This window comes from Pseudomonas putida, assembly GCF_002741075.1.
Lineage (GTDB): Bacteria > Pseudomonadota > Gammaproteobacteria > Pseudomonadales > Pseudomonadaceae > Aquipseudomonas > Aquipseudomonas putida_T.
This window is the reverse complement of record NZ_CP016634.1, coordinates 5204776-5229499: the sequence shown is the minus strand read 5'-3', so window position 1 is coordinate 5229499 and position 24724 is coordinate 5204776. Positions and strand designations below refer to the sequence as shown.

Genomic DNA, 24724 nt, shown 5'->3' with positions numbered 1-24724 from the left:
TTGCTTGATTCCTTGAAGAAGACGATGCTGTAACGCGACCCTGTTATAGGTCTGTAGCTCAGTTGGTTAGAGCGCACCCCTGATAAGGGTGAGGTCGGCAGTTCAAATCTGCCCAGACCTACCATTAGCTTGGTGCAGATGACTACGGGGCCATAGCTCAGCTGGGAGAGCGCCTGCCTTGCACGCAGGAGGTCAGCGGTTCGATCCCGCTTGGCTCCACCACTTGCCGTTACCTGCAGAACTTAGAAATGAACATTCCGGTGTGAATGTTGATTTCTGACTTTTGTCAGATCGTTCTTTAAAAATTCGGATATGTGATAGATAGACTGATGACCACTTTCACTGGTGGGCCATCAGGCTAAGGTAAAATTTGTGAGTTCTGCTCGTAACTGAGCAACATGCGAATTTTCGGCGAATGTCGTCTTCACAGTATAACCAGATTGCTTGGGGTTATATGGTCAAGTGAAGAAGCGCATACGGTGGATGCCTTGGCAGTCAGAGGCGATGAAAGACGTGGTAGCCTGCGATAAGCTTTGGGGAGTCGGCAAACAGACTGTGATCCAGAGATCTCTGAATGGGGGAACCCACCTAGGATAACCTAGGTATCTTGCACTGAATACATAGGTGCAAGAGGCGAACCAGGGGAACTGAAACATCTAAGTACCCTGAGGAAAAGAAATCAACCGAGATTCCCTTAGTAGTGGCGAGCGAACGGGGACCAGCCCTTAAGTTGGTTTGAGATTAGTGGAACGCTCTGGAAAGTGCGGCCATAGTGGGTGATAGCCCCGTACACGAAAATCTCTTGTCAATGAAATCGAGTAGGACGGAGCACGAGAAACTTTGTCTGAACATGGGGGGACCATCCTCCAAGGCTAAATACTACTGACTGACCGATAGTGAACCAGTACCGTGAGGGAAAGGCGAAAAGAACCCCGGAGAGGGGAGTGAAATAGAACCTGAAACCGTATGCGTACAAGCAGTGGGAGCCTACTTTGTTAGGTGACTGCGTACCTTTTGTATAATGGGTCAGCGACTTATATTCAGTGGCGAGCTTAACCGAATAGGGGAGGCGTAGCGAAAGCGAGTCTTAATAGGGCGTTTAGTCGCTGGGTATAGACCCGAAACCGGGCGATCTATCCATGGGCAGGTTGAAGGTTAGGTAACACTGACTGGAGGACCGAACCGACTACCGTTGAAAAGTTAGCGGATGACCTGTGGATCGGAGTGAAAGGCTAATCAAGCTCGGAGATAGCTGGTTCTCCTCGAAAGCTATTTAGGTAGCGCCTCATGTATCACTCCAGGGGGTAGAGCACTGTTTCGGCTAGGGGGTCATCCCGACTTACCAAACCGATGCAAACTCCGAATACCTGGAAGTGCCGAGCATGGGAGACACACGGCGGGTGCTAACGTCCGTCGTGAAAAGGGAAACAACCCAGACCGTCAGCTAAGGTCCCAAAGTCATGGTTAAGTGGGAAACGATGTGGGAAGGCTTAGACAGCTAGGAGGTTGGCTTAGAAGCAGCCATCCTTTAAAGAAAGCGTAATAGCTCACTAGTCGAGTCGGCCTGCGCGGAAGATGTAACGGGGCTCAAACCATGCACCGAAGCTACGGGTATCACTTAGGTGATGCGGTAGAGGAGCGTTCTGTAAGCCTGTGAAGGTGAGTTGAGAAGCTTGCTGGAGGTATCAGAAGTGCGAATGCTGACATGAGTAACGACAATGCGAGTGAAAAACTCGCACGCCGAAAGACCAAGGTTTCCTGCGCAACGTTAATCGACGCAGGGTTAGTCGGTCCCTAAGGCGAGGCTGAAAAGCGTAGTCGATGGAAAACAGGTTAATATTCCTGTACTTCCAGTTATTGCGATGGAGGGACGGAGAAGGCTAGGCCAGCTTGGCGTTGGTTGTCCAAGTTTAAGGTGGTAGGCTGAAATCTTAGGCAAATCCGGGATTTCAAGGCCGAGAGCTGATGACGAGTTGCCTTAAGGCGACGAAGTGGTTGATGCCATGCTTCCAAGAAAAGCTCCTAAGCTTCAGATAACTGGGAACCGTACCCCAAACCGACACAGGTGGTCGGGTAGAGAATACCAAGGCGCTTGAGAGAACTCGGGTGAAGGAACTAGGCAAAATGGCACCGTAACTTCGGGAGAAGGTGCGCCGGCGAGGGTGAAGGACTTGCTCCGTAAGCCCATGCCGGTCGAAGATACCAGGCCGCTGCGACTGTTTATTAAAAACACAGCACTCTGCAAACACGAAAGTGGACGTATAGGGTGTGACGCCTGCCCGGTGCCGGAAGGTTAATTGATGGGGTTAGCGCAAGCGAAGCTCTTGATCGAAGCCCCGGTAAACGGCGGCCGTAACTATAACGGTCCTAAGGTAGCGAAATTCCTTGTCGGGTAAGTTCCGACCTGCACGAATGGCGTAACGATGGCGGCGCTGTCTCCACCCGAGACTCAGTGAAATTGAAATCGCTGTGAAGATGCAGTGTATCCGCGGCTAGACGGAAAGACCCCGTGAACCTTTACTATAGCTTTGCACTGGACTTTGAGCTTGCTTGTGTAGGATAGGTGGGAGGCTTTGAAGTGGGGACGCCAGTTCTCATGGAGCCATCCTTGAAATACCACCCTGGCAACCTTGAGGTTCTAACTCAGGTCCGTGATCCGGATCGAGGACAGTGTATGGTGGGTAGTTTGACTGGGGCGGTCTCCTCCCAAAGAGTAACGGAGGAGTACGAAGGTGCGCTCAGACCGGTCGGAAATCGGTCGTAGAGTATAAAGGCAAAAGCGCGCTTGACTGCGAGACCCACACGTCGAGCAGGTACGAAAGTAGGTCTTAGTGATCCGGTGGTTCTGTATGGAAGGGCCATCGCTCAACGGATAAAAGGTACTCCGGGGATAACAGGCTGATACCGCCCAAGAGTTCATATCGACGGCGGTGTTTGGCACCTCGATGTCGGCTCATCACATCCTGGGGCTGAAGCCGGTCCCAAGGGTATGGCTGTTCGCCATTTAAAGTGGTACGCGAGCTGGGTTTAGAACGTCGTGAGACAGTTCGGTCCCTATCTGCCGTGGACGTTTGAGATTTGAGAGGGGCTGCTCCTAGTACGAGAGGACCGGAGTGGACGAACCTCTGGTGTTCCGGTTGTCACGCCAGTGGCATTGCCGGGTAGCTATGTTCGGAAGAGATAACCGCTGAAAGCATCTAAGCGGGAAACTTGCCTCAAGATGAGATCTCACTGGGATCTTGAATCCCCTAAAGGGCCGTCGAAGACTACGACGTTGATAGGTCGGGTGTGTAAGCGCTGTGAGGCGTTGAGCTAACCGATACTAATTGCCCGTGAGGCTTGACCATATAACACCCAAGCAATTTGCTTCTGCAGATTGCGGTGGTGAAGACGAAAGAACCGAAAGTTCGCAACCACAAAGATCACATATCCGAATTGGCTGGAGTGTTCACGAGACATTTCGGCAACCGAATTTCTTGACGACCATAGAGCATTGGAACCACCTGATCCCATCCCGAACTCAGCAGTGAAACGATGCATCGCCGATGGTAGTGTGGGGCTTCCCCATGTGAGAGTAGGTCATCGTCAAGATTCATTTCGCAAAACCCCTATCTGCGCGAGCAGGTAGGGGTTTTGTCTTTTCTGGTTCCAATCATTTTCGCTTCTGCCGTCTGCGCAGTCCCTTTCTGTGGGCCCTTTTCCTATGCAAGCCCCCGGGCCGTGGCTATCATGCCAGCCTAATTCCTAGTCGAGACTGGCATGCTGAAGTTGTTGAATCTCCTCAAGGATGGCCGGTTCCATTCCGGGCAGGCCCTGGGGGAAGCACTGGGGGTGAGTCGCAGCGCTGTGTGGAAGCAGCTGCAGCACCTGGAAAGCGAATTGAACCTTGTCATTCACAAGGTGCGAGGTCGTGGCTATCAACTGGCCGTGCCGCTGACTTTGCTCGACTCTCAGCTCATCCATGAGTATAGCGAGGGTGAGCACTGGTCTCTTCGGGTTCACGAGACGATCGACTCCACCAATGCCGAAGCCCTGCGTTGCATCGCTGAGGGCGAGGCCGCTCCGTTTCTGGTGTTGGCAGAGCAACAGACTGCCGGTCGCGGCCGACGCGGGCGTCAATGGGTGAGTCCTTTCGCTGAGAATCTCTACTACAGCCTGGTGCTGCGAGTCGAAGGCGGTATGCGCCAGCTCGAGGGGCTGAGTCTCGTGGTCGGTTTGGCAGTCATGCGTACTTTGCTGGCGTTCGGCCTGAATGGTGCCGGCTTGAAATGGCCGAATGATTTGCTTGTGGGTGAGCGGAAGATTGCAGGCATCCTCCTGGAGCTTGTAGGAGATCCTGCGGATGTATGTCATGTGGTGCTGGGGATTGGCATCAACGTGAACATGCAGAGTAATGATCAGGTTGACCAGCAATGGACTTCGATGAGGCGCGAGTCAGGTGTGTCAATTGATCGCAATCGCCTGGTCGCCCAACTCAACCAGCAGTTGCAACATGAATTGGCCCGTCATCGTCGCTACGGTTTTGCTGCGTTCCAGGAGGAGTGGGAGCATGCAAACCTCTGGCAAGGGCGCAAGGTATCCCTGATTGCCGGAAACAATCGGATCGACGGTGTGGTGCTTGGGGTCGACGGGCAGGGTGCCTTGCGCCTCGATGTCGAAGGTGTGGAAAAGAGCTTCAGTGCTGGAGAGCTCAGTTTGAGGTTGCGTGATGATTCTTGAGCTCGACTGCGGTAACAGCTTCATCAAGTGGCGTGTGATTCACGCCAGTGATGCGACCATTGTCGGTGGCGGCATCGTCGATTCCGATCAGGCTTTACTGGCCGAGGTGTCTGCATTGTTTTCCGTGCGCCTCAGTGGCAGTCGGATGGTGAGTGTGCGCAGCGAAGATGAAACCGAAGCGCTGTGCGCGCAGCTGGCGCAGCATTTTGGTGTCCAAGTGCGAGTTGCTCATCCTGCACGTGAAATGGCAGGTGTGCGTAACGGATACGACGATTATCAGCGCCTGGGTATGGATCGCTGGCTGGCAGCGCTCGGTGCTTACCATCTGGCGAAAGGGGCCTGTCTGGTGATTGACCTGGGCACCGCGGCCAAGGCGGACTTCGTCGCTGCGGATGGCCAGCATCTGGGTGGGTACATTTGTCCGGGCATGCCATTGATGCGTAGTCAGTTGCGGACTCATACCCGTCGGATTCGTTACGACGATGCTTCGGCTGAACGGGCTTTGGCCAGTCTCGCGCCAGGGCGCTCGACTGTCGAAGCTGTCGAGCGCGGCTGTGTGCTGATGTTGCAGGGTTTTGCGCGCACGCAGATTGAGCAAGCCCAGGCGATGTGGGGTGAGTCATTTACGGTATTCCTTACCGGGGGGGATGCCCCCTTGGTCCGAGATGCCATTCCTCGCGTTCGGGTGGTGCCCGATCTGGTCTTTGTCGGTTTGGCCATGGCCTGTCCACTGGGTTGAGGTGCCTATGCGTTGGTTGTTTCTGCTGTTAGTCGTGCTCAATGTTGCCTATTACGTCTGGCATCAGCAGGAGGCACCCCTGAAGGCCAAGGAGGTTGCGCCGCTTTCCTTGTATAAAGGCAACCAGCAAGAAATTCGCCTCTTGCGTGAGACAGGCGCTTCCGCGCCAGCCAAGCGTCGCGACGAATGCCTGGTAGTGGGCGGGGTGCAAACTCAAGAGCAGTTGGATGCTTTGCGTCAGCGCTTGCTGAGCCTGGATATTTCCACTGACGTGGTGCCTGGCCAGTTGCCGGGGGCTGATGGACGCTGGCTCAAAGTTGCGACCGAAAGCGAGCGTTTGTTGGATGCTGCGGTGCTCTTCAGTCTTTCCAAGGATTTCAAAGACTTAAAACACAAAATTATTTTGTGCGAGGGTATTGCAACTGGCGAATAGCTTGATAGAATGGCGCCCGCTTCGCAGGGAACACCACTGAGGTGGTAGGACCGGAAGCTGTTGTCAAAGTAGCTAACCTCAAGATTTTAATGAGAAAAAGCTTGACAGCAGGACGGCAAGAGTTGAAAATGCCGCCCACACTCAGGAGGGGTTCCCGAGTGGCCAAAGGGATCAGACTGTAAATCTGACGTCTTCGACTTCGAAGGTTCGAATCCTTCCCCCTCCACCAGTTTAGCGAGAGCTGCAAGCTCCGCGGGTATAGTTTAGTGGTAGAACCTCAGCCTTCCAAGCTGATGATGCGGGTTCGATTCCCGCTACCCGCTCCAAGTTTGCTGTTGTTGCGCAAAGCGTTACGCTCTTGTAGCTCAGTTGGTAGAGCACACCCTTGGTAAGGGTGAGGTCAGCGGTTCAAGTCCGCTCAAGAGCTCCATATAAACAAGGCAGATATGAAAATATCTGCCTTTGTTTTATCGGTTGTAGTGACTATTTCTTCTGCGGAGGACTGTATCGATGGCTAAGGAAAAGTTTGATCGTTCCCTTCCCCACGTTAACGTCGGCACCATCGGCCACGTTGACCACGGTAAGACCACTCTGACTGCAGCTCTGACTCGCGTCTGCTCCGAAGTTTTCGGTTCGGCCGTCGTTGAGTTCGACAAGATCGACTCGGCTCCAGAAGAAAAAGCACGCGGTATCACCATCAACACCGCTCACGTCGAGTACAACTCGAACATTCGTCACTACGCTCACGTTGACTGCCCAGGTCACGCTGACTACGTGAAGAACATGATCACCGGTGCTGCCCAGATGGACGGCGCGATCCTGGTTTGTTCGGCCGCCGATGGTCCGATGCCGCAAACCCGTGAGCACATCCTGCTGTCCCGTCAGGTTGGCGTTCCGTACATCGTGGTCTTCCTGAACAAGGCTGACCTGGTAGACGACGCTGAGCTGCTGGAACTGGTCGAGATGGAAGTTCGCGACCTGCTGTCCACCTACGACTTCCCGGGCGACGACACTCCGATCATCATCGGTTCGGCTCGTATGGCTCTGGAAGGCAAAGACGACAACGAAATGGGTACCAGCGCTGTCAAGAAGCTGGTTGAAACTCTGGATGCCTACATCCCTGAGCCAGTTCGTGCCGTTGACCAGCCGTTCCTGATGCCGATCGAAGACGTCTTCTCGATCTCGGGTCGTGGTACCGTTGTTACCGGTCGTATCGAGCGTGGTATCGTCCGCGTTCAAGACGCCCTGGAAATCGTTGGTCTGCGTCCAACCACCACCACCACCTGCACCGGCGTTGAGATGTTCCGCAAGCTGCTGGACGAAGGTCGTGCTGGCGAGAACTGCGGCGTCCTGCTGCGCGGCACCAAGCGTGACGAAGTTGAGCGTGGCCAGGTTCTGGTCAAGCCAGGTTCGGTCAAGCCGCACACCAAGTTCACCGCAGAAGTCTACGTTCTGTCGAAGGAAGAAGGCGGTCGTCACACTCCGTTCTTCAAAGGCTACCGTCCTCAGTTCTACTTCCGTACCACTGACGTGACCGGTAACTGCGAACTGCCGGAAGGCGTTGAGATGGTAATGCCAGGTGACAACATTCAGATGACTGTCACCCTGATCAAGACCATCGCAATGGAAGACGGTCTGCGCTTCGCTATCCGTGAAGGCGGTCGTACCGTCGGCGCCGGCGTCGTAGCAAAAATTATTGAATAAGTAGTTGATTTCTCATGATCAGGCCGGCATAATGGCCGGCCTGATACAGCGTTAAAGGTCAGTAGCTCAATTGGCAGAGCGACGGTCTCCAAAACCGTAGGTTGGGGGTTCGATTCCCTCCTGACCTGCCATTCACTTCGGTGTGATGGCTTTCTTCTCACAGGATCCTCCTCGATGACTCCCAAAACTGAAGCCCAAGAATCGCGTTTTGATCTGTTCAAGTGGCTGGCTGTTGTTGTATTGGTAGTCGTTGGTGTCGTGGGTAATCAGTATTACTCCGCTGCTCCGATCCTGTACCGCGTCCTTGCACTTCTCGCTCTGGCTGCCGCTGCAGGCTTCGTTGCCTTGCAGACTGCGAAGGGTAAGTCGTTCTTTGCGCTGGCGAAGGAAGCTCGTACCGAGATCCGTAAAGTCGTGTGGCCGACCCGCCAGGAAACCACCCAGACCACGCTTATCGTTGTGGTTGTTGTGTTGGTTATGGCGCTGCTGCTGTGGGGTCTTGATTCCCTGCTCGGCTGGGCGGTCTCCTTGATTGTTGGCTAAGGGTGTCCCGTGGCTAAGCGTTGGTACGTCGTGCATGCTTACTCGGGTTACGAGAAGCATGTGATGCGCTCTCTGATCGAGCGCGTCAAGCTGGCTGGCATGGAAGACGAGTTCGGCGAGATTCTGGTCCCGACCGAAGAAGTCGTTGAGATGCGTAACGGTCAGAAGCGCAAGAGCGAGCGCAAATTCTTCCCTGGCTACGTGCTGGTCCAGATGGAAATGAACGAAGGGACTTGGCACCTTGTCAAGGACACCCCTCGTGTCATGGGTTTCATTGGTGGTACCGCAGACAAGCCTGCGCCGATCACCGATAAAGAAGCCGAGGCGATCCTGCGTCGCGTTGCTGACGGTAGCGACAAGCCGAGGCCCAAGACGCTGTTCGAGCCGGGCGAAGTGGTTCGAGTCATTGACGGTCCGTTTGCTGACTTCAATGGCAGTGTCGAAGAAGTTAACTACGAGAAGAGCCGTCTGCAGGTTGCAGTGCTCATTTTCGGTCGCTCTACTCCGGTGGAGCTCGAGTTCAGCCAGGTCGAGAAGGTCTAGGCGAACGACGCATCCCATACCCCGCAGCCCTATGTGCTGCGGGGTTTTGTCGTCACTGGGATAAAACGCAAGTCATACGGGGAGCCATTTGGCGTTCGTACCCGATTTTGGAGTAGCTCATGGCTAAGAAGATTCAGGCTTACATCAAGCTGCAAGTTAAGGCCGGCCAGGCCAACCCAAGCCCACCCGTTGGTCCAGCACTGGGTCAACACGGCGTGAACATCATGGAATTCTGCAAGGCCTTCAACGCCCGTACTCAGGGTCAAGAGCCAGGTCTGCCGACTCCAGTGATCATCACTGTCTACAGTGACCGTAGCTTCACCTTCGAAACCAAGAGCACCCCTGCCTCGGTTCTGCTGAAGAAAGCTGCTGGCCTGACCAGCGGTTCGGCTCGTCCGAACACCGTCAAGGTCGGTACCGTTACCCGTGCTCAGCTGGAAGAGATCGCCAAGACCAAGCAGGCTGATCTGACTGCCGCTGACCTGGATGCAGCTGTGCGCACCATCGCCGGCTCTGCCCGTAGCATGGGCCTGAACGTGGAGGGTGTGTAATGGCTAAGCTGACTAAGCGCCAAAAGGCTATCGCCGAGAAAATCGAAGCAGGCAAGGCCTATAACTTCGAAGAGGCCGCAACTCTGCTGGCTTCGCTGCCGGCTGCCAAGTTCGTCGAGTCCTTCGACATCGCCGTCAACCTCGGTGTTGACCCGCGTAAATCCGACCAGGTCGTTCGCAGCGCTACCGTGCTGCCGCACGGCACTGGCAAGACCGTTCGCGTTGCCGTCTTCACCCAGGGCCCAGCTGCTGAAGCTGCTCTGGCTGCCGGCGCTGATCGCGTAGGTATGGACGATTTGGCTGCCGAAATGAAAGGCGGCGACCTGAACTATGACGTCGTCATCGCATCGCCTGATGCTATGCGTGTTGTGGGTCAGCTGGGTCAGGTCCTGGGTCCTCGCGGCCTGATGCCGAACCCGAAAGTAGGTACCGTAACCCCAGACGTAGCCGGCGCCGTCAAGAACGCCAAGGCTGGTCAGGTTCGCTACCGTACCGACAAGAACGGTATCATCCACACCTCCGTTGGCAAGGTCGGCTTCGAAGCTGGCAAGCTGAAGGAAAACGTTGAAGCCCTGATCGCTGATCTGAAGCGTATCAAGCCGGCTTCCTCGAAAGGTATCTACGTCAAGCGCGTTACCCTGAGCACCACCATGGGCCCAGGTCTGATCATCGATCAGAGCTCGCTGAACGTGTAATGCTCGGCCGGTGCGGCCCTGTTTGCACCGGCTGCTGAAAATTGGGGTCCCTGCCTGGCGGGGGCTATCCAAGACCGTAGGCGGCGCAAGCCTTAAACCACAAGCCTACGCAGATGGTGCTCCCGATTCGTTACCGAATCAGACACCAAAACGACATCCGGCCTCGGCTGGATGAAACGGTAAAAACCAGGAGTAAACCCGTGGCAATTAAACTCGAAGACAAGAAGGCCATCGTCGCTGAAGTCAACGAGGCTGCCAAAGTCGCTCTGTCCGCTGTCGTGGCTGATGCCCGTGGTGTGACTGTAGGCGCAATGACCGGACTCCGTAAAGAGGCCCGCGAAGCTGGCGTTTACGTACGTGTCGTACGTAACACCCTGCTCAAGCGCGCAGTTGAAGGCACCGAGTACTCGATCCTCAACGACGCGTTCAAAGGCCCGACCCTGATCGCTTTCTCCAACGAGCACCCGGGCGCTGCTGCTCGTCTGTTCAAAGAGTTCGCCAAGGGTCAGGACAAGTTCGAGATCAAGGCAGCTGCGTTCGACGGCAAGTTCCTTGCCGCTAACCAGATCGACGTGCTGGCAACTCTGCCAACTCGCGACGAGGCTATCGCACAGCTGATGAGCGTAATCCAAGGTGCAACCAGCAAGCTGGCTCGTACCCTGGCAGCGCTGCGCGACCAGAAAGAAGCCGCTGCTGCCTAAGGCCGCGTAGTCTCTTTCGAAATCAAACGTTTAATTTGATAGCCGCGTAGGCTGTCACCCCAATACAGGAATTCATAGTCATGTCTCTGACTAACGAGCAAATCATCGAAGCGATCGGCCAGAAAACTGTTCTGGAAATTGTTGAACTGATCAAAGCGATGGAAGAAACCTTCGGCGTTACCGCTGCTGCCGCTGTTGCTGCTGCCCCTGCTGGTGGCGCTGCTGCCGCTGCTGAAGAGCAGACCGAGTTCAACGTCGTTCTGACCGAAGCTGGCGACAAGAAGGTCAACGTGATCAAGGCAGTTCGTGAACTGACCGGTCTGGGCCTGAAAGAAGCCAAAGAGAAAGTCGACGGCGCTCCTCAGGTTATCGCTGAAGGCGTTTCGAAAGAAGCCGCTGAAGACGCGAAGAAGAAGCTGGAAGAAGCAGGCGCTAAAGTCGAGCTGAAGTAATTTCGACTTTGCGACTCCAGCCCGAGCGTTGAGCGAAAGGCTGACGGCTGGTGGCTTATGCCACCGGCCTTTTTCCGTTATTGGTGGCCGATCAGGTCGGCCCCGATAACGAGCTGTAAAACACCCAAGAGGGTGTGCAAACCATGGGGTTTGCAGATTTTCTGGCTGCTTCCGCTCGGGAGGAGCCAAACAAGCAGGTGACCAAGCTGGGGAACGCTGATGGCTTACTCATACACTGAGAAAAAACGTATCCGCAAGGACTTTAGCAAGTTGCCGGACGTCATGGATGTGCCTTACCTCCTGGCCATCCAGCTGGATTCGTATCGCGAATTCCTGCAGGCGGGAGCATCCAAGGATCAGTTCCGCGACGTCGGCCTGCACGCGGCCTTCAAATCGGTATTCCCGATCATCAGCTACTCCGGCAATGCTGCCCTGGAGTACGTCGGCTATCGCCTGGGCGAGCCGGCCTTCGATGTGAAGGAATGTGTCCTGCGTGGTGTGACATTCGCTGTCCCGCTGCGTGTGAAGGTGCGCCTGATCATCTTCGACAAGGAATCGTCGAACAAAGCGATCAAGGACATCAAAGAGCAAGAAGTCTACATGGGTGAAATCCCCCTGATGACTGAGAACGGTACCTTCGTTATCAACGGTACCGAGCGTGTAATCGTTTCCCAGCTGCACCGTTCGCCAGGTGTGTTCTTCGACCACGACCGTGGCAAGACTCACAGCTCCGGCAAGCTGCTGTATTCCGCCCGTATCATTCCTTACCGCGGTTCCTGGCTGGACTTCGAGTTCGACCCGAAGGACTGCGTGTTCGTGCGTATCGACCGTCGCCGCAAACTGCCGGCTTCGGTGTTGCTGCGCGCACTGGGCTACAGCACCGAAGAAATCCTCAACACCTTCTACACCACCAACGTGTTCCACGTTTCCGGCGAAAAGCTCAGCCTGGAACTGGTACCTCAGCGTCTGCGTGGTGAAGTTGCGGTCATGGACATCCATGACGGCAGCGGAAAGATCATCGTTGAGCAGGGGCGCCGTATCACCGCTCGCCACATCAATCAGCTCGAAAAAGCCGGCGTCAAGCAGCTGGACGTTCCGATGGAATACGTCCTGGGTCGCACCACCGCCAAGGCCATCGTGCATCCGGCCACCGGCGAGATTCTGGCTGAATGCAACACCGAGCTGACCACCGAGCTGCTGATCAAGGTCGCCAAGGCCCAGGTCGTACGCATCGAAACCCTGTACACCAACGACATCGACTGCGGTCCGTTCATTTCGGATACCCTGAAGATCGACACCACTAGCAACCAGCTGGAAGCTCTGGTGGAAATCTACCGCATGATGCGTCCAGGCGAGCCACCAACCAAGGATGCCGCCGAGACCCTGTTCAACAACCTGTTCTTCAGCGCCGAGCGTTACGATCTGTCCGCCGTTGGTCGCATGAAGTTCAACCGTCGTATCGGTCGTACCGAGATCGAAGGTTCGGGCGTGTTGAGCAAGGAAGACATCGTTGATGTTCTGAAGACCCTGGTCGACATCCGTAACGGCAAAGGTATCGTCGATGACATCGACCACCTGGGTAACCGTCGCGTCCGTTGCGTCGGCGAGATGGCCGAGAACCAGTTCCGTGTTGGCCTGGTGCGCGTCGAGCGTGCGGTCAAGGAACGTCTGTCGATGGCCGAAAGCGAAGGCCTGATGCCGCAGGATCTGATCAACGCCAAGCCGGTCGCGGCGGCGGTGAAGGAGTTCTTCGGTTCCAGCCAGCTCTCGCAGTTCATGGACCAGAACAACCCGCTCTCCGAGATCACTCACAAGCGCCGTGTCTCCGCGCTCGGCCCAGGTGGTCTGACCCGTGAGCGTGCAGGCTTCGAAGTCCGTGACGTACACCCGACCCACTACGGCCGCGTGTGCCCGATCGAGACTCCTGAAGGTCCGAACATCGGTCTGATCAACTCCCTGGCGGCCTACGCCCGCACCAACCAGTACGGCTTCCTGGAAAGCCCGTATCGCGTGGTGAAGGAAGGTGTCGTCACCGACGATATCGTGTTCCTGTCCGCGATCGAAGAGGCCGATCACGTGATCGCCCAGGCTTCGGCTGCGATGAACGAGCAGAAGCAACTGATCGACGAGCTGGTTGCCGTACGTCACCTGAACGAGTTCACCGTCAAGGCGCCGGAAGACGTCACCCTGATGGACGTTTCGCCGAAGCAGGTTGTTTCCGTCGCTGCCTCTCTGATTCCGTTCCTCGAGCACGACGACGCCAACCGTGCATTGATGGGTTCGAACATGCAGCGTCAGGCTGTTCCGACCCTGCGCGCCGACAAGCCGCTGGTAGGTACCGGCATGGAGCGCAACGTCGCCCGTGACTCCGGCGTCTGCGTCGTTGCTCGTCGCGGTGGTGTGATCGACTCGGTCGATGCCAGCCGTATCGTCGTGCGTGTAGCCGATGACGAAGTCGAAACCGGCGAAGCAGGTGTGGATATCTACAACCTGACCAAGTACACCCGTTCGAACCAGAACACCTGCATCAACCAGCGTCCGCTGGTGAGCAAGGGTGATGTGGTCGCGCGTGGCGATATCATGGCCGATGGTCCGTCCACCGACATGGGTGAGCTGGCGCTGGGTCAGAACATGCGCATCGCGTTCATGGCGTGGAACGGCTTCAACTTCGAAGACTCCATCTGCCTGTCCGAGCGTGTGGTTCAGGAAGATCGCTTCACCACCATCCACATTCAGGAACTGACCTGTGTGGCGCGTGACACCAAGCTTGGCCCAGAGGAAATCACCGCAGACATCCCGAACGTGGGTGAGGCTGCGCTGAACAAGCTGGACGAAGCCGGTATCGTCTACGTGGGTGCCGAAGTCGGCGCTGGCGACATCCTGGTCGGTAAGGTCACTCCGAAAGGCGAGACCCAGCTGACTCCAGAAGAAAAACTGCTGCGTGCGATCTTCGGTGAGAAGGCCAGCGATGTAAAAGACACCTCCCTGCGCGTGCCGACCGGCACCAAGGGTACCGTCATCGACGTCCAGGTCTTCACCCGTGACGGCGTTGAGCGCGACAGCCGCGCCCTGGCCATTGAGAAGATGCAGCTGGACGAGATCCGTAAGGACCTCAACGAAGAGTTCCGCATCGTCGAAGGCGCGACCTTCGAGCGTCTGCGTGCAGCCCTGAACGGCCAGGTAGTCGACGGTGGCGCGGGCCTGAAGAAAGGCACCGTGATCACTGATGACGTCCTGAACGGTCTGGAGCACGGCCAGTGGTTCAAACTGCGCATGGCCGAAGATGCTCTGAACGAGCAGCTGGAAAAGGCTCAGCAGTACATCGTCGATCGCCGTCGTCTGCTGGACGACAAGTTCGAAGACAAGAAGCGCAAGCTGCAGCAGGGCGATGACCTGGCACCGGGCGTACTGAAGATCGTCAAGGTCTATCTGGCTATCCGCCGCCGCATCCAGCCGGGCGACAAGATGGCAGGCCGTCACGGTAACAAAGGTGTGGTCTCCGTGATCATGCCGGTCGAAGATATGCCGCACGACGCCAACGGTACTCCGGTCGACGTCGTTCTGAACCCGCTGGGCGTACCATCGCGTATGAACGTCGGTCAGATCCTTGAAACCCACCTGGGCCTCGCGGCCAAGGGTCTGGGCGAGAAGATCGATCGCATGATCGAAGAGCAGCGCAAAGCCGCTGAGCTGCGCAGCTTCCTGACCGAGGTCTACAACGAGATCGGCGGTCGTCAGGAAAACCTGGACGAGTTCTCGGACGAAGAGATCATCGCTCTGGCCAACAACCTGAAGAAAGGCGTGCCGATGGCTACTCCGGTCTTCGACGGTGCCAAAGAGCGTGAGATCAAGGCCATGCTGAAGCTGGCCGACATGCCTGAGAGCGGCCAGATGGTCCTGTTCGATGGCCGTACCGGCAACAAGTTCGAGCGTCCTGTGACCGTCGGTTACATGTACATGCTCAAGCTGAACCACTTGGTGGACGACAAGATGCACGCGCGTTCCACTGGTTCGTACAGCCTGGTTACCCAGCAGCCGCTGGGTGGTAAGGCGCAGTTCGGTGGTCAGCGTTTCGGGGAGATGGAAGTGTGGGCGCTGGAAGCATACGGCGCGGCATACACCCTGCAAGAAATGCTCACAGTGAAGTCGGACGACGTGAACGGCCGTACCAAGATGTACAAGAACATCGTGGATGGCGATCACCGTATGGAGCCGGGCATGCCCGAGTCCTTCAACGTGTTGATCAAAGAGATCCGTTCGCTCGGTATCGATATCGATCTGGAAACCGAATAACACGTGACGCGAAGGGGAGCGGGGCAGGTATTGCCCGCTTCCTGCTCCGCCAGGAGGAAAGGCCTTGAAAGACCTACTGAATTTGCTGAAAAACCAGGGTCAAGTCGAAGAGTTCGACGCCATCCGCATCGGTCTGGCGTCGCCTGAAATGATCCGTTCGTGGTCGTTCGGTGAAGTTAAGAAGCCGGAAACCATCAACTACCGTACGTTCAAGCCAGAGCGTGACGGCCTGTTCTGCGCCAAGATCTTTGGCCCAGTCAAGGACTATGAGTGCCTGTGCGGCAAGTACAAGCGCCTCAAGCACCGTGGCGTCATCTGTGAGAAGTGCGGCGTTGAAGTCGCGCTGGCCAAGGTTCGTCGTGAGCGCATGGCGCACATCGAACTGGCCTCGCCGGTAGCCCATATCTGGTTCCTGAAGTCGTTGCCGTCCCGTATCGGCCTGCTGATGGACATGACCCTGCGTGACATCGAGCGCGTGCTCTATTTCGAGAGCTACGTCGTTATCGATCCAGGCATGACCACCCTCGAGAAGGGGCAGCTGCTCAACGACGAGCAATATTTCGAAGCGCTGGAAGAGTTCGGTGACGACTTCGACGCCCGCATGGGTGCCGAGGCTGTTCGCGAACTGCTGCACGCTATCGACCTGGAGCACGAGATCGGTCGCCTGCGCGAAGAGATTCCGCAGACCAACTCGGAAACCAAGATCAAGAAGCTGTCCAAGCGCCTGAAGCTGATGGAAGCTTTCCAGGGGTCGGGCAACCTGCCTGAGTGGATGGTCCTGACCGTTCTGCCAGTTCTGCCGCCGGACCTGCGTCCGCTGGTTCCACTGGATGGCGGTCGCTTTGCGACTTCCGACCTGAACGACCTGTATCGTCGGGTGATCAACCGTAACAACCGTCTGAAGCGCCTGCTCGATCTGTCGGCGCCGGACATCATCGTGCGCAACGAAAAGCGCATGCTGCAGGAAGCGGTCGACGCCCTGCTGGACAACGGCCGTCGCGGTCGCGCCATCACTGGCTCGAACAAGCGTCCGCTGAAGTCCCTGGCTGACATGATCAAAGGTAAGCAAGGTCGCTTCCGTCAGAACCTGCTCGGTAAGCGCGTGGACTACTCCGGTCGTTCCGTAATTACCGTGGGCCCGACCCTGCGTCTGCACCAGTGCGGTCTGCCGAAGAAGATGGCCCTGGAGCTGTTCAAGCCGTTCATTTTCGGCAAGCTGGAAATGCGTGGTCTGGCGACCACCATCAAGGCCGCCAAGAAGATGGTCGAGCGTGAGCTGCCGGAGGTGTGGGACGTCCTCGCCGAGGTGATCCGCGAACACCCCGTACTGCTCAACCGCGCACCGACCCTTCACCGTCTGGGTATCCAGGCGTTCGAGCCGGTGCTGATCGAAGGCAAGGCCATTCAGCTGCACCCATTGGTGTGTGCTGCTTACAACGCCGACTTCGACGGTGACCAGATGGCCGTTCACGTGCCGCTGACGCTGGAAGCCCAGCTGGAAGCGCGTGCGCTGATGATGTCGACCAACAACATCCTGTCGCCTGCCAACGGTGAGCCGATCATCGTGCCGTCCCAGGACGTGGTTCTGGGTCTGTACTACATGACCCGTGAAGCCATCAACGCCAAGGGCGAAGGTCGTGTGTTCGCCGACCTGCAGGAAGTCGACCGCGTATTCCGCGCCGGCGAAGCTGCGCTGCATGCCAAGATCAAGGTCCGTATCAATGAGACCGTGAAAGAGCGTGACGGCAGCATCGTCAAGAACACCCGTATCGTCGACACCACCGTCGGCCGTGCGCTGTTGTTCCAGGTAGTGCCGGCCGGCCTGCCGTTCGACGTCGTCAACCAGTCGATGAAGAAAAAGGCGATCTCCAAGCTGATCAACCAGTGCTATCGCGTGGTGGGTCTGAAGGAAACCGTCATCTTCGCTGACCAGCTGATGTACACCGGCTTTGCCTACTCGACCATCTCCGGCGTTTCGATCGGTGTTAACGACTTCGTTATCCCGGACGAAAAGGCGCGCATCATCGGTACCGCTACCGACGAAGTGAAGGAGATCGAGAGCCAGTACGCCTCCGGCCTGGTAACCCAGGGCGAGAAGTACAACAAGGTCATCGACTTGTGGTCCAAGGCGAACGACGAAGTGTCCAAGGCGATGATGGCCAACCTCTCGAAAGAGAAGGTCATCGACCGCGAAGGCAAGGAAGTCGAGCAAGAGTCCTTCAACTCGATGTACATGATGGCTGACTCCGGTGCGCGGGGTTCCGCTGCCCAGATCCGTCAGCTGGCCGGTATGCGTGGTCTGATGGCCAAGCCGGACGGCTCCATCATCGAGACGCCGATCACCGCGAACTTCCGTGAAGGTCTGAGCGTACTGCAGTACTTCATCTCGACCCACGGTGCTCGTAAAGGTCTGGCGGATACCGCACTGAAGACCGCGAACTCCGGTTACCTGACCCGTCGTCTGGTCGACGTGGCGCAGGATCTGGTCGTGACCGAGATCGACTGCGGCACCGATCAGGGTCTGCTGATGACCCCGCACATCGAAGGTGGCGACGTTGTAGAGCCGCTGGGTGAGCGTGTACTGGGTCGAGTCATCGCCCGAGACGTGTTCAAGCCTGGCACCGAGGACGTCATCGTTCCGGCCGGTACCCTGGTCGACGAGAAGTGGGTCGAGTTCATCGAGCTGAACAGCATCGACGAAGTGGTCGTCCGTTCGCCGATCAGCTGCGAAACCCGCTACGGCATCTGCGCCAAGTGCTATGGTCGCGACCTGGCTCGTGGTCACCAGGTGAACATCGGTGAAGCTGTCGGCGTTATCGCTGCGCAGTCGATCGGTGAGCCGGGTACCCAGCTGACCATGCGTACGTTCCACATCGGTGGTGCTGCGAGCCGTACCTCGGCTGCCGACAGCGTCCAGGTGAAGAACGGCGGTATGGTTCGTCTGCATAACCTCAAGCAGGTGGAGCGTGCTGATGGCAACCTGGTTGCCGTGTCCCGTTCCGGCGAGCTGGCCATCGCCGACGAATTCGGTCGTGAGCGTGAGCGCTACAAGCTGCCTTACGGTGCGGTGATTTCGGTCAAGGAAGGTGAAAAGGTCGAAGCTGGCGCCATCGTCGCCAAGTGGGACCCGCACACCCACCCGATCGTTACCGAGCTCAAAGGTACCGTGACCTTCGTGGGCATGGAGGAAGGCATCACCATCAAGCGTCAGACCGACGAACTGACCGGTCTGACCAACATCGAAGTGATGGACGTCAAGGATCGCCCTGCCGCAGGCAAGGAAATCCGTCCGGCGATCAAGATGGTCGACGCTGCTGGCAAGGACCTGTACCTGCCGGGCACTGACGTGCCTGCACAGTACTTCCTGCCGGCCAACGCCCTCGTTGGTGTGGCTGACGGTGCACAGATCGGCGTGGGTGACGTTATCGCGCGTATTCCGCAAGAAACGTCTAAGACCCGTGACATCACCGGTGGTCTGCCGCGCGTTGCCGACCTGTTCGAAGCGCGTCGTCCGAAAGAAGCCTCGATTCTGGCTGAAGTCAGCGGCACCATCGCATTCGGTAAAGAAACCAAGGGCAAGCGCCGTTTGGTCATTACGCCGACCGATGGCAGCGATCCGTACGAAGAGCTGATTCCGAAGTGGCGCCACCTGAACGTCTTCGAAGGCGAACAGGTAAACCGCGGCGAAGTTATCTCCGACGGCCCGAGCGATCCGCACGACATCCTGCGTCTGCTGGGTGTAAGCGCGTTGGCCAAGTACATCGTCAACGAGATCCAGGACGTTTACCGCCTGCAGGGCGTGAAGATCAACGACAAGCACATCGAGACCATCCTGCGTCAGATGCTGCGTAAAGTTGAGATCACCGAGTCCGGCGACTCCAGCTTCATCAAGGGCGACCAGATGGAACTGACTCAGGTGCTGGTCGAGAACGAGCGTCTCGCTGGCGAAGACAAGTTCATCTCGAAGTTCTCGCGTGTTCTGCTGGGTATCACCAAGGCCTCGCTGTCGACCGAGTCGTTCATCTCCGCGGCTTCCTTCCAGGAAACCACCCGCGTACTGACCGAAGCAGCCGTCACCGGCAAGCGCGACTACCTGCGCGGCCTGAAAGAGAACGTGGTCGTGGGTCGTCTGATCCCGGCCGGTACCGGTCTGGCCTATCACAGTGAGCGTAAGCGTCGCCGTGATGCCGACAAGCCGCTGCGCGTTAGTGCCAGTGAGGTGGAAGCCGCACTGACCGAAGCGCTGAACTCCAGCGGTAACTAAGAACAGGGCAGGGCCCCGGTTCATCCTCCAGGGTCATCGGCGACATGAATTGTTGCCGATGACCGGGCGGGGAGGGCCGGGGCCTCGTCTTGACTGGGTGCAAGATCCTCTTTAGACTTTTGTACCCTTAAATTTGGTGAGGCTCCGTCTCGCCAATTTTTGGCTTTCTTGCAAGACAATAGCGTCGCAAGACAATCAGTGGAGCTAGTAGATGGCAACTATCAACCAGCTGGTACGTCAGCCGCGTAAGCGTACCGTCGAGAAATCCGACGTACCTGCGCTGCAGAACTGCCCGCAGCGTCGTGGCGTGTGCACCCGTGTGTACACCACCACGCCGAAAAAACCTAACTCGGCACTGCGTAAAGTATGCCGTGTGCGTCTGACCAACGGTTTCGAGGTTTCCTCGTACATCGGTGGTGAAGGCCACAACCTGCAAGAGCACAGCGTCGTTCTGATCCGTGGCGGCCGTGTAAAAGACTTGCCAGGTGTTCGTTACCACACCGTTCGCGGCTCTCTGGATACTTCGGGCGTTAAAGGCCGTAACCAGGGTCGTTCGAAGTACGGTACCAAGCGTCCGAAGTAATCGGTCGTTTGCAGACATCCATTTATTTGAGTCGATAAGAGTAAGGTCGGGCAGGGGTCGAAGACCCGCGTCCCGGGCTAACCTGAAGACCGTTTGAGGGCTTATCATGCCAAGACGTCGTGTAGCAGCAAAACGTGAGATCCTGGACGATCCGAAGTACGGATCCCAGATTCTCGCCAAGTTCATGAACCACGTGATGGAAAGCGGCAAGAAGGCTGTAGCCGAGCGCATCGTTTACGGTGCCCTGGATACCGTCAAAGCACGCAAGAACAGCGACCCCCTGGAAATCTTCGAGAAAGCTCTCGACGCCATCGCTCCGCTGGTCGAAGTCAAGTCCCGCCGTGTAGGCGGTGCTACTTACCAGGTTCCGGTTGAAGTTCGTCCATCCCGTCGTAACGCTCTGGCAATGCGCTGGCTCGTAGACTACGCCCGCAAGCGTGGCGAGAAGTCCATGGCTCTGCGCCTGGCCGGTGAACTGCTGGATGCTGCTGAAGGCAAGGGTGCTGCAGTCAAGAAGCGTGAAGACGTGCACCGTATGGCCGAGGCCAACAAGGCGTTCTCGCACTACCGCTTCTAATTCAAGCATCAATCTTTTTGCGAGGGCTTTATGGCTCGTACTACAGCAATTAACCGCTACCGTAACATCGGTATCTGCGCGCACGTTGACGCGGGCAAGACTACCACTACCGAGCGGATCCTGTTCTACACAGGTCTGAGCCACAAAATGGGCGAGGTGCATGATGGCGCCGCGACCACCGACTGGATGGTGCAGGAGCAGGAGCGCGGTATCACCATTACCTCCGCTGCCGTTACCACCTTCTGGAAGGGCTCCAAAGGTCAGTACGACAACTACCGCGTAAACGTCATCGACACCCCCGGCCACGTTGACTTCACCATTGAAGTAGAGCGTTCGCTGCGTGTGCTCGACGGCGCGGTCGTCGTATTCTGCGGTACCTCTGGCGTTGAGCCTCAGTCCGAAACCGTATGGCGTCAGGCCAACAAGTACGGCGTTCCACGTGTTGTCTACGTGAACAAGATGGACCGTGCTGGTGCCAACTTCCTGCGTGTGGTTGGTCAGATCAAGAACCGTCTGGGTCACACCCCGGTTCCGATCCAGCTGGCTATTGGTGCTGAAGACGACTTCCAGGGTCAGGTCGACCTGATCAAGATGAAAGCCATCTACTGGAACGAAGACGACAAGGGCACCAGCTACCGCGAGGAAGAGATTCCTGCTGAGCTGGTCGACCTGGCCAACGAATGGCGCAACAACATGGTTGAGGCTGCTGCCGAGGCCAGCGAAGAGCTGATGAACAAGTACCTTGAAGAAGGTGAATTGTCCATCGAAGAGATCAAGGCTGGTCTGCGCGCCCGTACTCTGGCGAGCGAGATCGTTCCTGCTGTCTGCGGCTCTTCCTTCAAGAACAAGGGTGTTCCCCTGGTTCTCGACGCCGTTATCGACTTCCTGCCAGCTCCGACCGAGATTCCAGCGATCAAGGGTATCCACCCTGACCTGGCTGAGACTCCGAAGGACGAGATCACCGAAGAGCAGTTCGATGAGCGTCACGCCGACGACAACGAGCCGTTCTCCGCTCTGGCATTCAAGATCGCTACCGACCCGTTCGTAGGTACTCTGACCTTCGTTCGCGTCTACTCGGGCGTTCTGAACTCCGGCGACTCGGTTATCAACTCGGTCAAAGGCAAGAAAGAGCGCGTTGGTCGTATGGTGCAGATGCACGCGAACCAGCGTGAAGAGATCAAGGAAGTTCGCGCTGGTGACATCGCGGCCCTGATCGGCATGAAAGACGTCACCACGGGTGAAACCCTGTGCGACGCCGACAAGCCAATCATTCTTGAGCGTATGGACTTCCCGGAGCCGGTTATTTCGGTAGCTGTTGAGCCGAAGACCAAGCAAGACCAGGAGAAGATGGGTATCGCACTGGGCAAGCTGGCCCAGGAAGACCCGTCGTTCCGCGTCAAGACCGACGAAGAAACCGGCCAGACCATCATCTCCGGCATGGGTGAGCTGCACCTGGACATCATCGTTGACCGCATGAAGCGCGAGTTCAACGTTGAGGCCAACATCGGCAAGCCGCAGGTTTCCTACCGCGAGAAGATCACCAAGTCCAACGTCGAGATCGAAGGCAAGTTCGTTCGTCAGTCGGGTGGTCGTGGTCAGTTCGGTCACTGCTGGGTTCGCTTCTCCGAGCCGGACGTGGACGCACAGGGCAACATCACTGAAGGCCTGGTGTTCTCGAACGAAGTCGTTGGTGGTGTGATTCCGAAGGAATACATCCCTGCGATCCAGAAGGGTATCGAAGAGCAGATGAAGAACGGCGTTGTTGCCGGCTATCCGCTGATCGGCCTGAAGGCCGCGGTATTCGACGGTTCGTACCACGACGTCGACTCCAACGAAATGGCGTTCAAGATCGCTGCTTCGATGGCAACCAAGCAACTGGCCCAGAAGGGTGGTGGCGTGGTCCTCGAGCCGATCATGAAGGTCGAGGTTGTAACTCCGGAAGACTACCTGGGTGACGTGATGGGTGACCTGAACCGTCGTCGTGGTCTGGTCCAGGGTATGGAAGATTCGGTCTCTGGCCGTGTCGTTCGTGCTGAAGTTCCGCTCGGAGAGATGTTCGGTTACGCAACCGACGTTCGTTCCATGTCTCAGGGTCGCGCAAGCTACTCCATGGAATTCTCCAAATACGCCGAAGCTCCGTCGAACATCGTCGAAGCGCTCGTTAAAAAACAAGGCTAATCCCCTTTAGGCAAGAGGTTCACTGTCGTGGCTAAAGAAAAATTTGATCGTTCCCTTCCCCACGTTAACGTCGGCACCATCGGCCACGTTGACCACGGTAAGACCACTCTGACTGCAGCTCTGACTCGCGTCTGCTCCGAAGTTTTCGGTTCGGCCGTCGTTGAGTTCGACAAGATCGACTCGGCTCCAGAAGAAAAAGCACGCGGTATCACCATCAACACCGCTCACGTCGAGTACAACTCGAACATTCGTCACTACGCTCACGTTGACTGCCCAGGTCACGCTGACTACGTGAAGAACATGATCACCGGTGCTGCCCAGATGGACGGCGCGATCCTGGTTTGCTCGGCCGCCGATGGTCCGATGCCGCAAACCCGTGAGCACATCCTGCTGTCCCGTCAGGTTGGCGTTCCGTACATCGTGGTCTTCCTGAACAAGGCTGACCTGGTAGACGACGCTGAGCTGCTGGAACTGGTCGAGATGGAAGTTCGCGACCTGCTGTCCACCTACGACTTCCCAGGCGACGACACTCCGATCATCATCGGTTCGGCTCGTATGGCTCTGGAAGGCAAAGACGACAACGAAATGGGTACCAGCGCTGTCAAGAAGCTGGTTGAAACTCTGGATGCCTACATCCCTGAGCCAGTTCGTGCCGTTGACCAGCCGTTCCTGATGCCGATCGAAGACGTCTTCTCGATCTCGGGTCGTGGTACCGTTGTTACCGGTCGTATCGAGCGTGGTATCGTCCGCGTTCAAGACGCCCTGGAAATCGTTGGTCTGCGTCCAACCACCACCACCACCTGCACCGGCGTTGAGATGTTCCGCAAGCTGCTGGACGAAGGTCGTGCTGGCGAGAACTGCGGCGTCCTGCTGCGCGGCACCAAGCGTGACGAAGTTGAGCGTGGCCAGGTTCTGGTCAAGCCAGGTTCGGTCAAGCCGCACACCAAGTTCACCGCAGAAGTCTACGTTCTGTCGAAGGAAGAAGGCGGTCGTCACACTCCGTTCTTCAAAGGCTACCGTCCTCAGTTCTACTTCCGTACCACTGACGTGACCGGTAACTGCGAACTGCCGGAAGGCGTTGAGATGGTAATGCCAGGTGACAACATTCAGATGACTGTCACCCTGATCAAGACCATCGCAATGGAAGACGGTCTGCGCTTCGCTATCCGTGAAGGCGGTCGTACCGTCGGCGCCGGCGTCGTAGCTAAAATCATCGAGTAATCACTCGGTCGATTGAAAAAGCCCCCGCTCAGCGGGGGCTTTTTTTATTGGGTTGACACTAAATTGGGGCGTCTATAGAATCACGCCTCCTTTTAACGGGCGTAGTGCGCCCGATGGGAACAGCCTGGAGTCTGAAATCCAATGCAAAATCAGCAAATCCGTATCAGGTTGAAGGCTTTTGACCATCGCCTGATCGACCAATCCACCCAGGAAATCGTGGAAACCGCGAAACGTACTGGTGCACAAGTGCGTGGTCCAATTCCACTGCCAACCCGCAAAGAGCGTTTCACCGTTCTGGTTTCCCCGCACGTCAACAAAGACGCGCGTGACCAGTACGAGATCCGCACTCATAAGCGTGTTCTGGACATCGTCCAGCCAACGGATAAAACCGTTGACGCGCTGATGAAGCTTGACCTTGCGGCAGGCGTGGAAGTACAGATCAGCCTCGGCTAAGACTTCGGTCTGAGTCGTGTAACGCTCTGAAATGGGCGGCCATAGCGGGTGAAAGCCCCGTACACTCATGAGGTT

General features: G+C 56.9%; 17 protein-coding genes, 6 tRNA genes and 2 rRNA genes. All 25 read left to right on the top strand.

Annotated features, from left to right (window positions below):
* Window positions 1–47 precede the first annotated feature (47 nt).
* The 25 genes from IEC33019_RS24500 to rpsJ all read left to right on the top strand — a co-directional run bounded on the left by IEC33019_RS24500 (window position 48) and on the right by rpsJ (window position 24649).
* Window positions 48–124 (top strand) — tRNA-Ile (locus IEC33019_RS24500).
* Between the two features lie 22 nt (window positions 125–146).
* A tRNA-Ala gene (locus IEC33019_RS24495) sits at window positions 147–222 on the top strand.
* A gap of 234 nt (window positions 223–456) precedes the next feature.
* Window positions 457–3347: ribosomal RNA gene (locus IEC33019_RS24490) — 23S ribosomal RNA — on the top strand.
* 128 nt (window positions 3348–3475) lie between these two features.
* Window positions 3476–3591 (top strand): 5S ribosomal RNA (gene rrf / locus IEC33019_RS24485).
* 168 nt (window positions 3592–3759) lie between these two features.
* A complete protein-coding gene (gene birA, locus IEC33019_RS24480; protein WP_070094641.1) occupies window positions 3760–4719 on the top strand; it encodes a bifunctional biotin--[acetyl-CoA-carboxylase] ligase/biotin operon repressor BirA in 960 nt (319 codons plus the stop codon).
* Window positions 4709–5458 carry a pantothenate kinase gene (locus tag IEC33019_RS24475; protein ID WP_070094640.1) on the top strand — a complete coding sequence of 250 codons (750 nt, stop codon included), beginning with the start codon at window positions 4709–4711 and terminating at the stop codon, window positions 5456–5458. Before birA ends, IEC33019_RS24475 begins: the two co-directional genes overlap by 11 nt.
* 7 nt (window positions 5459–5465) lie before the next feature.
* Window positions 5466–5891 (top strand): hypothetical protein, encoded by a 426-nt coding sequence (locus IEC33019_RS24470; RefSeq protein WP_099593974.1) that lies wholly within the window; start codon window positions 5466–5468, stop codon window positions 5889–5891.
* 144 nt (window positions 5892–6035) lie between these two features.
* A tRNA-Tyr gene (locus IEC33019_RS24465) sits at window positions 6036–6120 on the top strand.
* A gap of 23 nt (window positions 6121–6143) precedes the next feature.
* Window positions 6144–6217, top strand: a tRNA-Gly gene (locus IEC33019_RS24460).
* Window positions 6218–6245: 28 nt separating this feature from the next.
* Window positions 6246–6321, top strand: a tRNA-Thr gene (locus tag IEC33019_RS24455).
* 80 nt (window positions 6322–6401) lie between these two features.
* On the top strand, window positions 6402–7595 hold the full coding sequence (gene tuf, locus IEC33019_RS24450) for an elongation factor Tu (RefSeq protein ID WP_099593972.1): 1194 nt from the start codon (window positions 6402–6404) through the stop codon (window positions 7593–7595).
* Window positions 7596–7650: 55 nt separating this feature from the next.
* Window positions 7651–7726, top strand: a tRNA-Trp gene (locus tag IEC33019_RS24445).
* Window positions 7727–7769: 43 nt separating this feature from the next.
* Complete coding sequence (gene secE / locus IEC33019_RS24440; protein ID WP_070094637.1) at window positions 7770–8138, top strand: preprotein translocase subunit SecE; 369 nt, start codon at window positions 7770–7772, stop codon at window positions 8136–8138.
* Window positions 8139–8147: 9 nt separating this feature from the next.
* Window positions 8148–8681, top strand: coding sequence for a transcription termination/antitermination protein NusG (gene nusG, locus IEC33019_RS24435; RefSeq protein WP_070094636.1), 534 nt, complete (start codon window positions 8148–8150; stop codon window positions 8679–8681).
* A 119-nt stretch (window positions 8682–8800) separates the two neighbouring features.
* The gene (rplK, locus tag IEC33019_RS24430) at window positions 8801–9232 is read left to right on the top strand and encodes a 50S ribosomal protein L11 (RefSeq protein ID WP_070094635.1); all 432 of its coding nucleotides are present in this window, start codon (window positions 8801–8803) and stop codon (window positions 9230–9232) included.
* Entirely contained in the window at window positions 9232–9927 is a 696-nt protein-coding gene (rplA, locus tag IEC33019_RS24425) for a 50S ribosomal protein L1 (RefSeq protein WP_070094634.1), read from the top strand. Before rplK ends, rplA begins: the two co-directional genes overlap by 1 nt.
* A 200-nt stretch (window positions 9928–10127) precedes the next feature.
* Window positions 10128–10628 (top strand): 50S ribosomal protein L10, encoded by a 501-nt coding sequence (rplJ, locus tag IEC33019_RS24420; RefSeq protein WP_043215352.1) that lies wholly within the window; start codon window positions 10128–10130, stop codon window positions 10626–10628.
* Between the two features lie 80 nt (window positions 10629–10708).
* The gene (rplL, locus tag IEC33019_RS24415; RefSeq protein ID WP_070094633.1) at window positions 10709–11080 is read left to right on the top strand and encodes a 50S ribosomal protein L7/L12; all 372 of its coding nucleotides are present in this window, start codon (window positions 10709–10711) and stop codon (window positions 11078–11080) included.
* A 219-nt stretch (window positions 11081–11299) separates the two neighbouring features.
* Entirely contained in the window at window positions 11300–15373 is a 4074-nt protein-coding gene (rpoB, locus tag IEC33019_RS24410) for a DNA-directed RNA polymerase subunit beta (RefSeq protein ID WP_070094632.1), read from the top strand.
* 64 nt (window positions 15374–15437) lie between these two features.
* The gene (gene rpoC / locus IEC33019_RS24405; RefSeq protein ID WP_070094631.1) at window positions 15438–19637 is read left to right on the top strand and encodes a DNA-directed RNA polymerase subunit beta'; all 4200 of its coding nucleotides are present in this window, start codon (window positions 15438–15440) and stop codon (window positions 19635–19637) included.
* Between the two features lie 211 nt (window positions 19638–19848).
* Window positions 19849–20220 carry a 30S ribosomal protein S12 gene (rpsL, locus tag IEC33019_RS24400; RefSeq protein WP_003257088.1) on the top strand — a complete coding sequence of 124 codons (372 nt, stop codon included), beginning with the start codon at window positions 19849–19851 and terminating at the stop codon, window positions 20218–20220.
* Between the two features lie 106 nt (window positions 20221–20326).
* Window positions 20327–20797 (top strand): 30S ribosomal protein S7, encoded by a 471-nt coding sequence (rpsG, locus tag IEC33019_RS24395; RefSeq protein WP_003246741.1) that lies wholly within the window; start codon window positions 20327–20329, stop codon window positions 20795–20797.
* 30 nt (window positions 20798–20827) lie between these two features.
* Window positions 20828–22975, top strand: a complete 2148-nt coding sequence (gene fusA, locus IEC33019_RS24390) for an elongation factor G (RefSeq protein WP_070094630.1) — start codon at window positions 20828–20830, stop codon at window positions 22973–22975.
* A gap of 27 nt (window positions 22976–23002) precedes the next feature.
* Window positions 23003–24196 (top strand): elongation factor Tu, encoded by a 1194-nt coding sequence (gene tuf, locus IEC33019_RS24385; RefSeq protein ID WP_099593972.1) that lies wholly within the window; start codon window positions 23003–23005, stop codon window positions 24194–24196.
* Between the two features lie 141 nt (window positions 24197–24337).
* Window positions 24338–24649 (top strand): 30S ribosomal protein S10, encoded by a 312-nt coding sequence (gene rpsJ, locus IEC33019_RS24380; RefSeq protein WP_003186070.1) that lies wholly within the window; start codon window positions 24338–24340, stop codon window positions 24647–24649.
* Window positions 24650–24724: the final 75 nt, after the last annotated feature.

What these genes read in the sequence shown, in the direction of transcription:
- birA (WP_070094641.1), top strand. Translation starts at nt 3,760, where the DNA reads ATGCTGAAGTTGTTGAATCTCCTCAAGGATGGCCGGTTCCATTCCGGG.
- IEC33019_RS24475 (WP_070094640.1), top strand. Translation starts at nt 4,709, where the DNA reads ATGATTCTTGAGCTCGACTGCGGTAACAGCTTCATCAAGTGGCGTGTG.
- IEC33019_RS24470 (WP_099593974.1), top strand. Translation starts at nt 5,466, where the DNA reads ATGCGTTGGTTGTTTCTGCTGTTAGTCGTGCTCAATGTTGCCTATTAC.
- tuf (WP_099593972.1), top strand. Translation starts at nt 6,402, where the DNA reads ATGGCTAAGGAAAAGTTTGATCGTTCCCTTCCCCACGTTAACGTCGGC.
- secE (WP_070094637.1), top strand. Translation starts at nt 7,770, where the DNA reads ATGACTCCCAAAACTGAAGCCCAAGAATCGCGTTTTGATCTGTTCAAG.
- rplK (WP_070094635.1), top strand. Translation starts at nt 8,801, where the DNA reads ATGGCTAAGAAGATTCAGGCTTACATCAAGCTGCAAGTTAAGGCCGGC.
- rplA (WP_070094634.1), top strand. Translation starts at nt 9,232, where the DNA reads ATGGCTAAGCTGACTAAGCGCCAAAAGGCTATCGCCGAGAAAATCGAA.
- rplL (WP_070094633.1), top strand. Translation starts at nt 10,709, where the DNA reads ATGTCTCTGACTAACGAGCAAATCATCGAAGCGATCGGCCAGAAAACT.
- rpoB (WP_070094632.1), top strand. Translation starts at nt 11,300, where the DNA reads ATGGCTTACTCATACACTGAGAAAAAACGTATCCGCAAGGACTTTAGC.
- rpsL (WP_003257088.1), top strand. Translation starts at nt 19,849, where the DNA reads ATGGCAACTATCAACCAGCTGGTACGTCAGCCGCGTAAGCGTACCGTC.
- rpsG (WP_003246741.1), top strand. Translation starts at nt 20,327, where the DNA reads ATGCCAAGACGTCGTGTAGCAGCAAAACGTGAGATCCTGGACGATCCG.
- fusA (WP_070094630.1), top strand. Translation starts at nt 20,828, where the DNA reads ATGGCTCGTACTACAGCAATTAACCGCTACCGTAACATCGGTATCTGC.
- rpsJ (WP_003186070.1), top strand. Translation starts at nt 24,338, where the DNA reads ATGCAAAATCAGCAAATCCGTATCAGGTTGAAGGCTTTTGACCATCGC.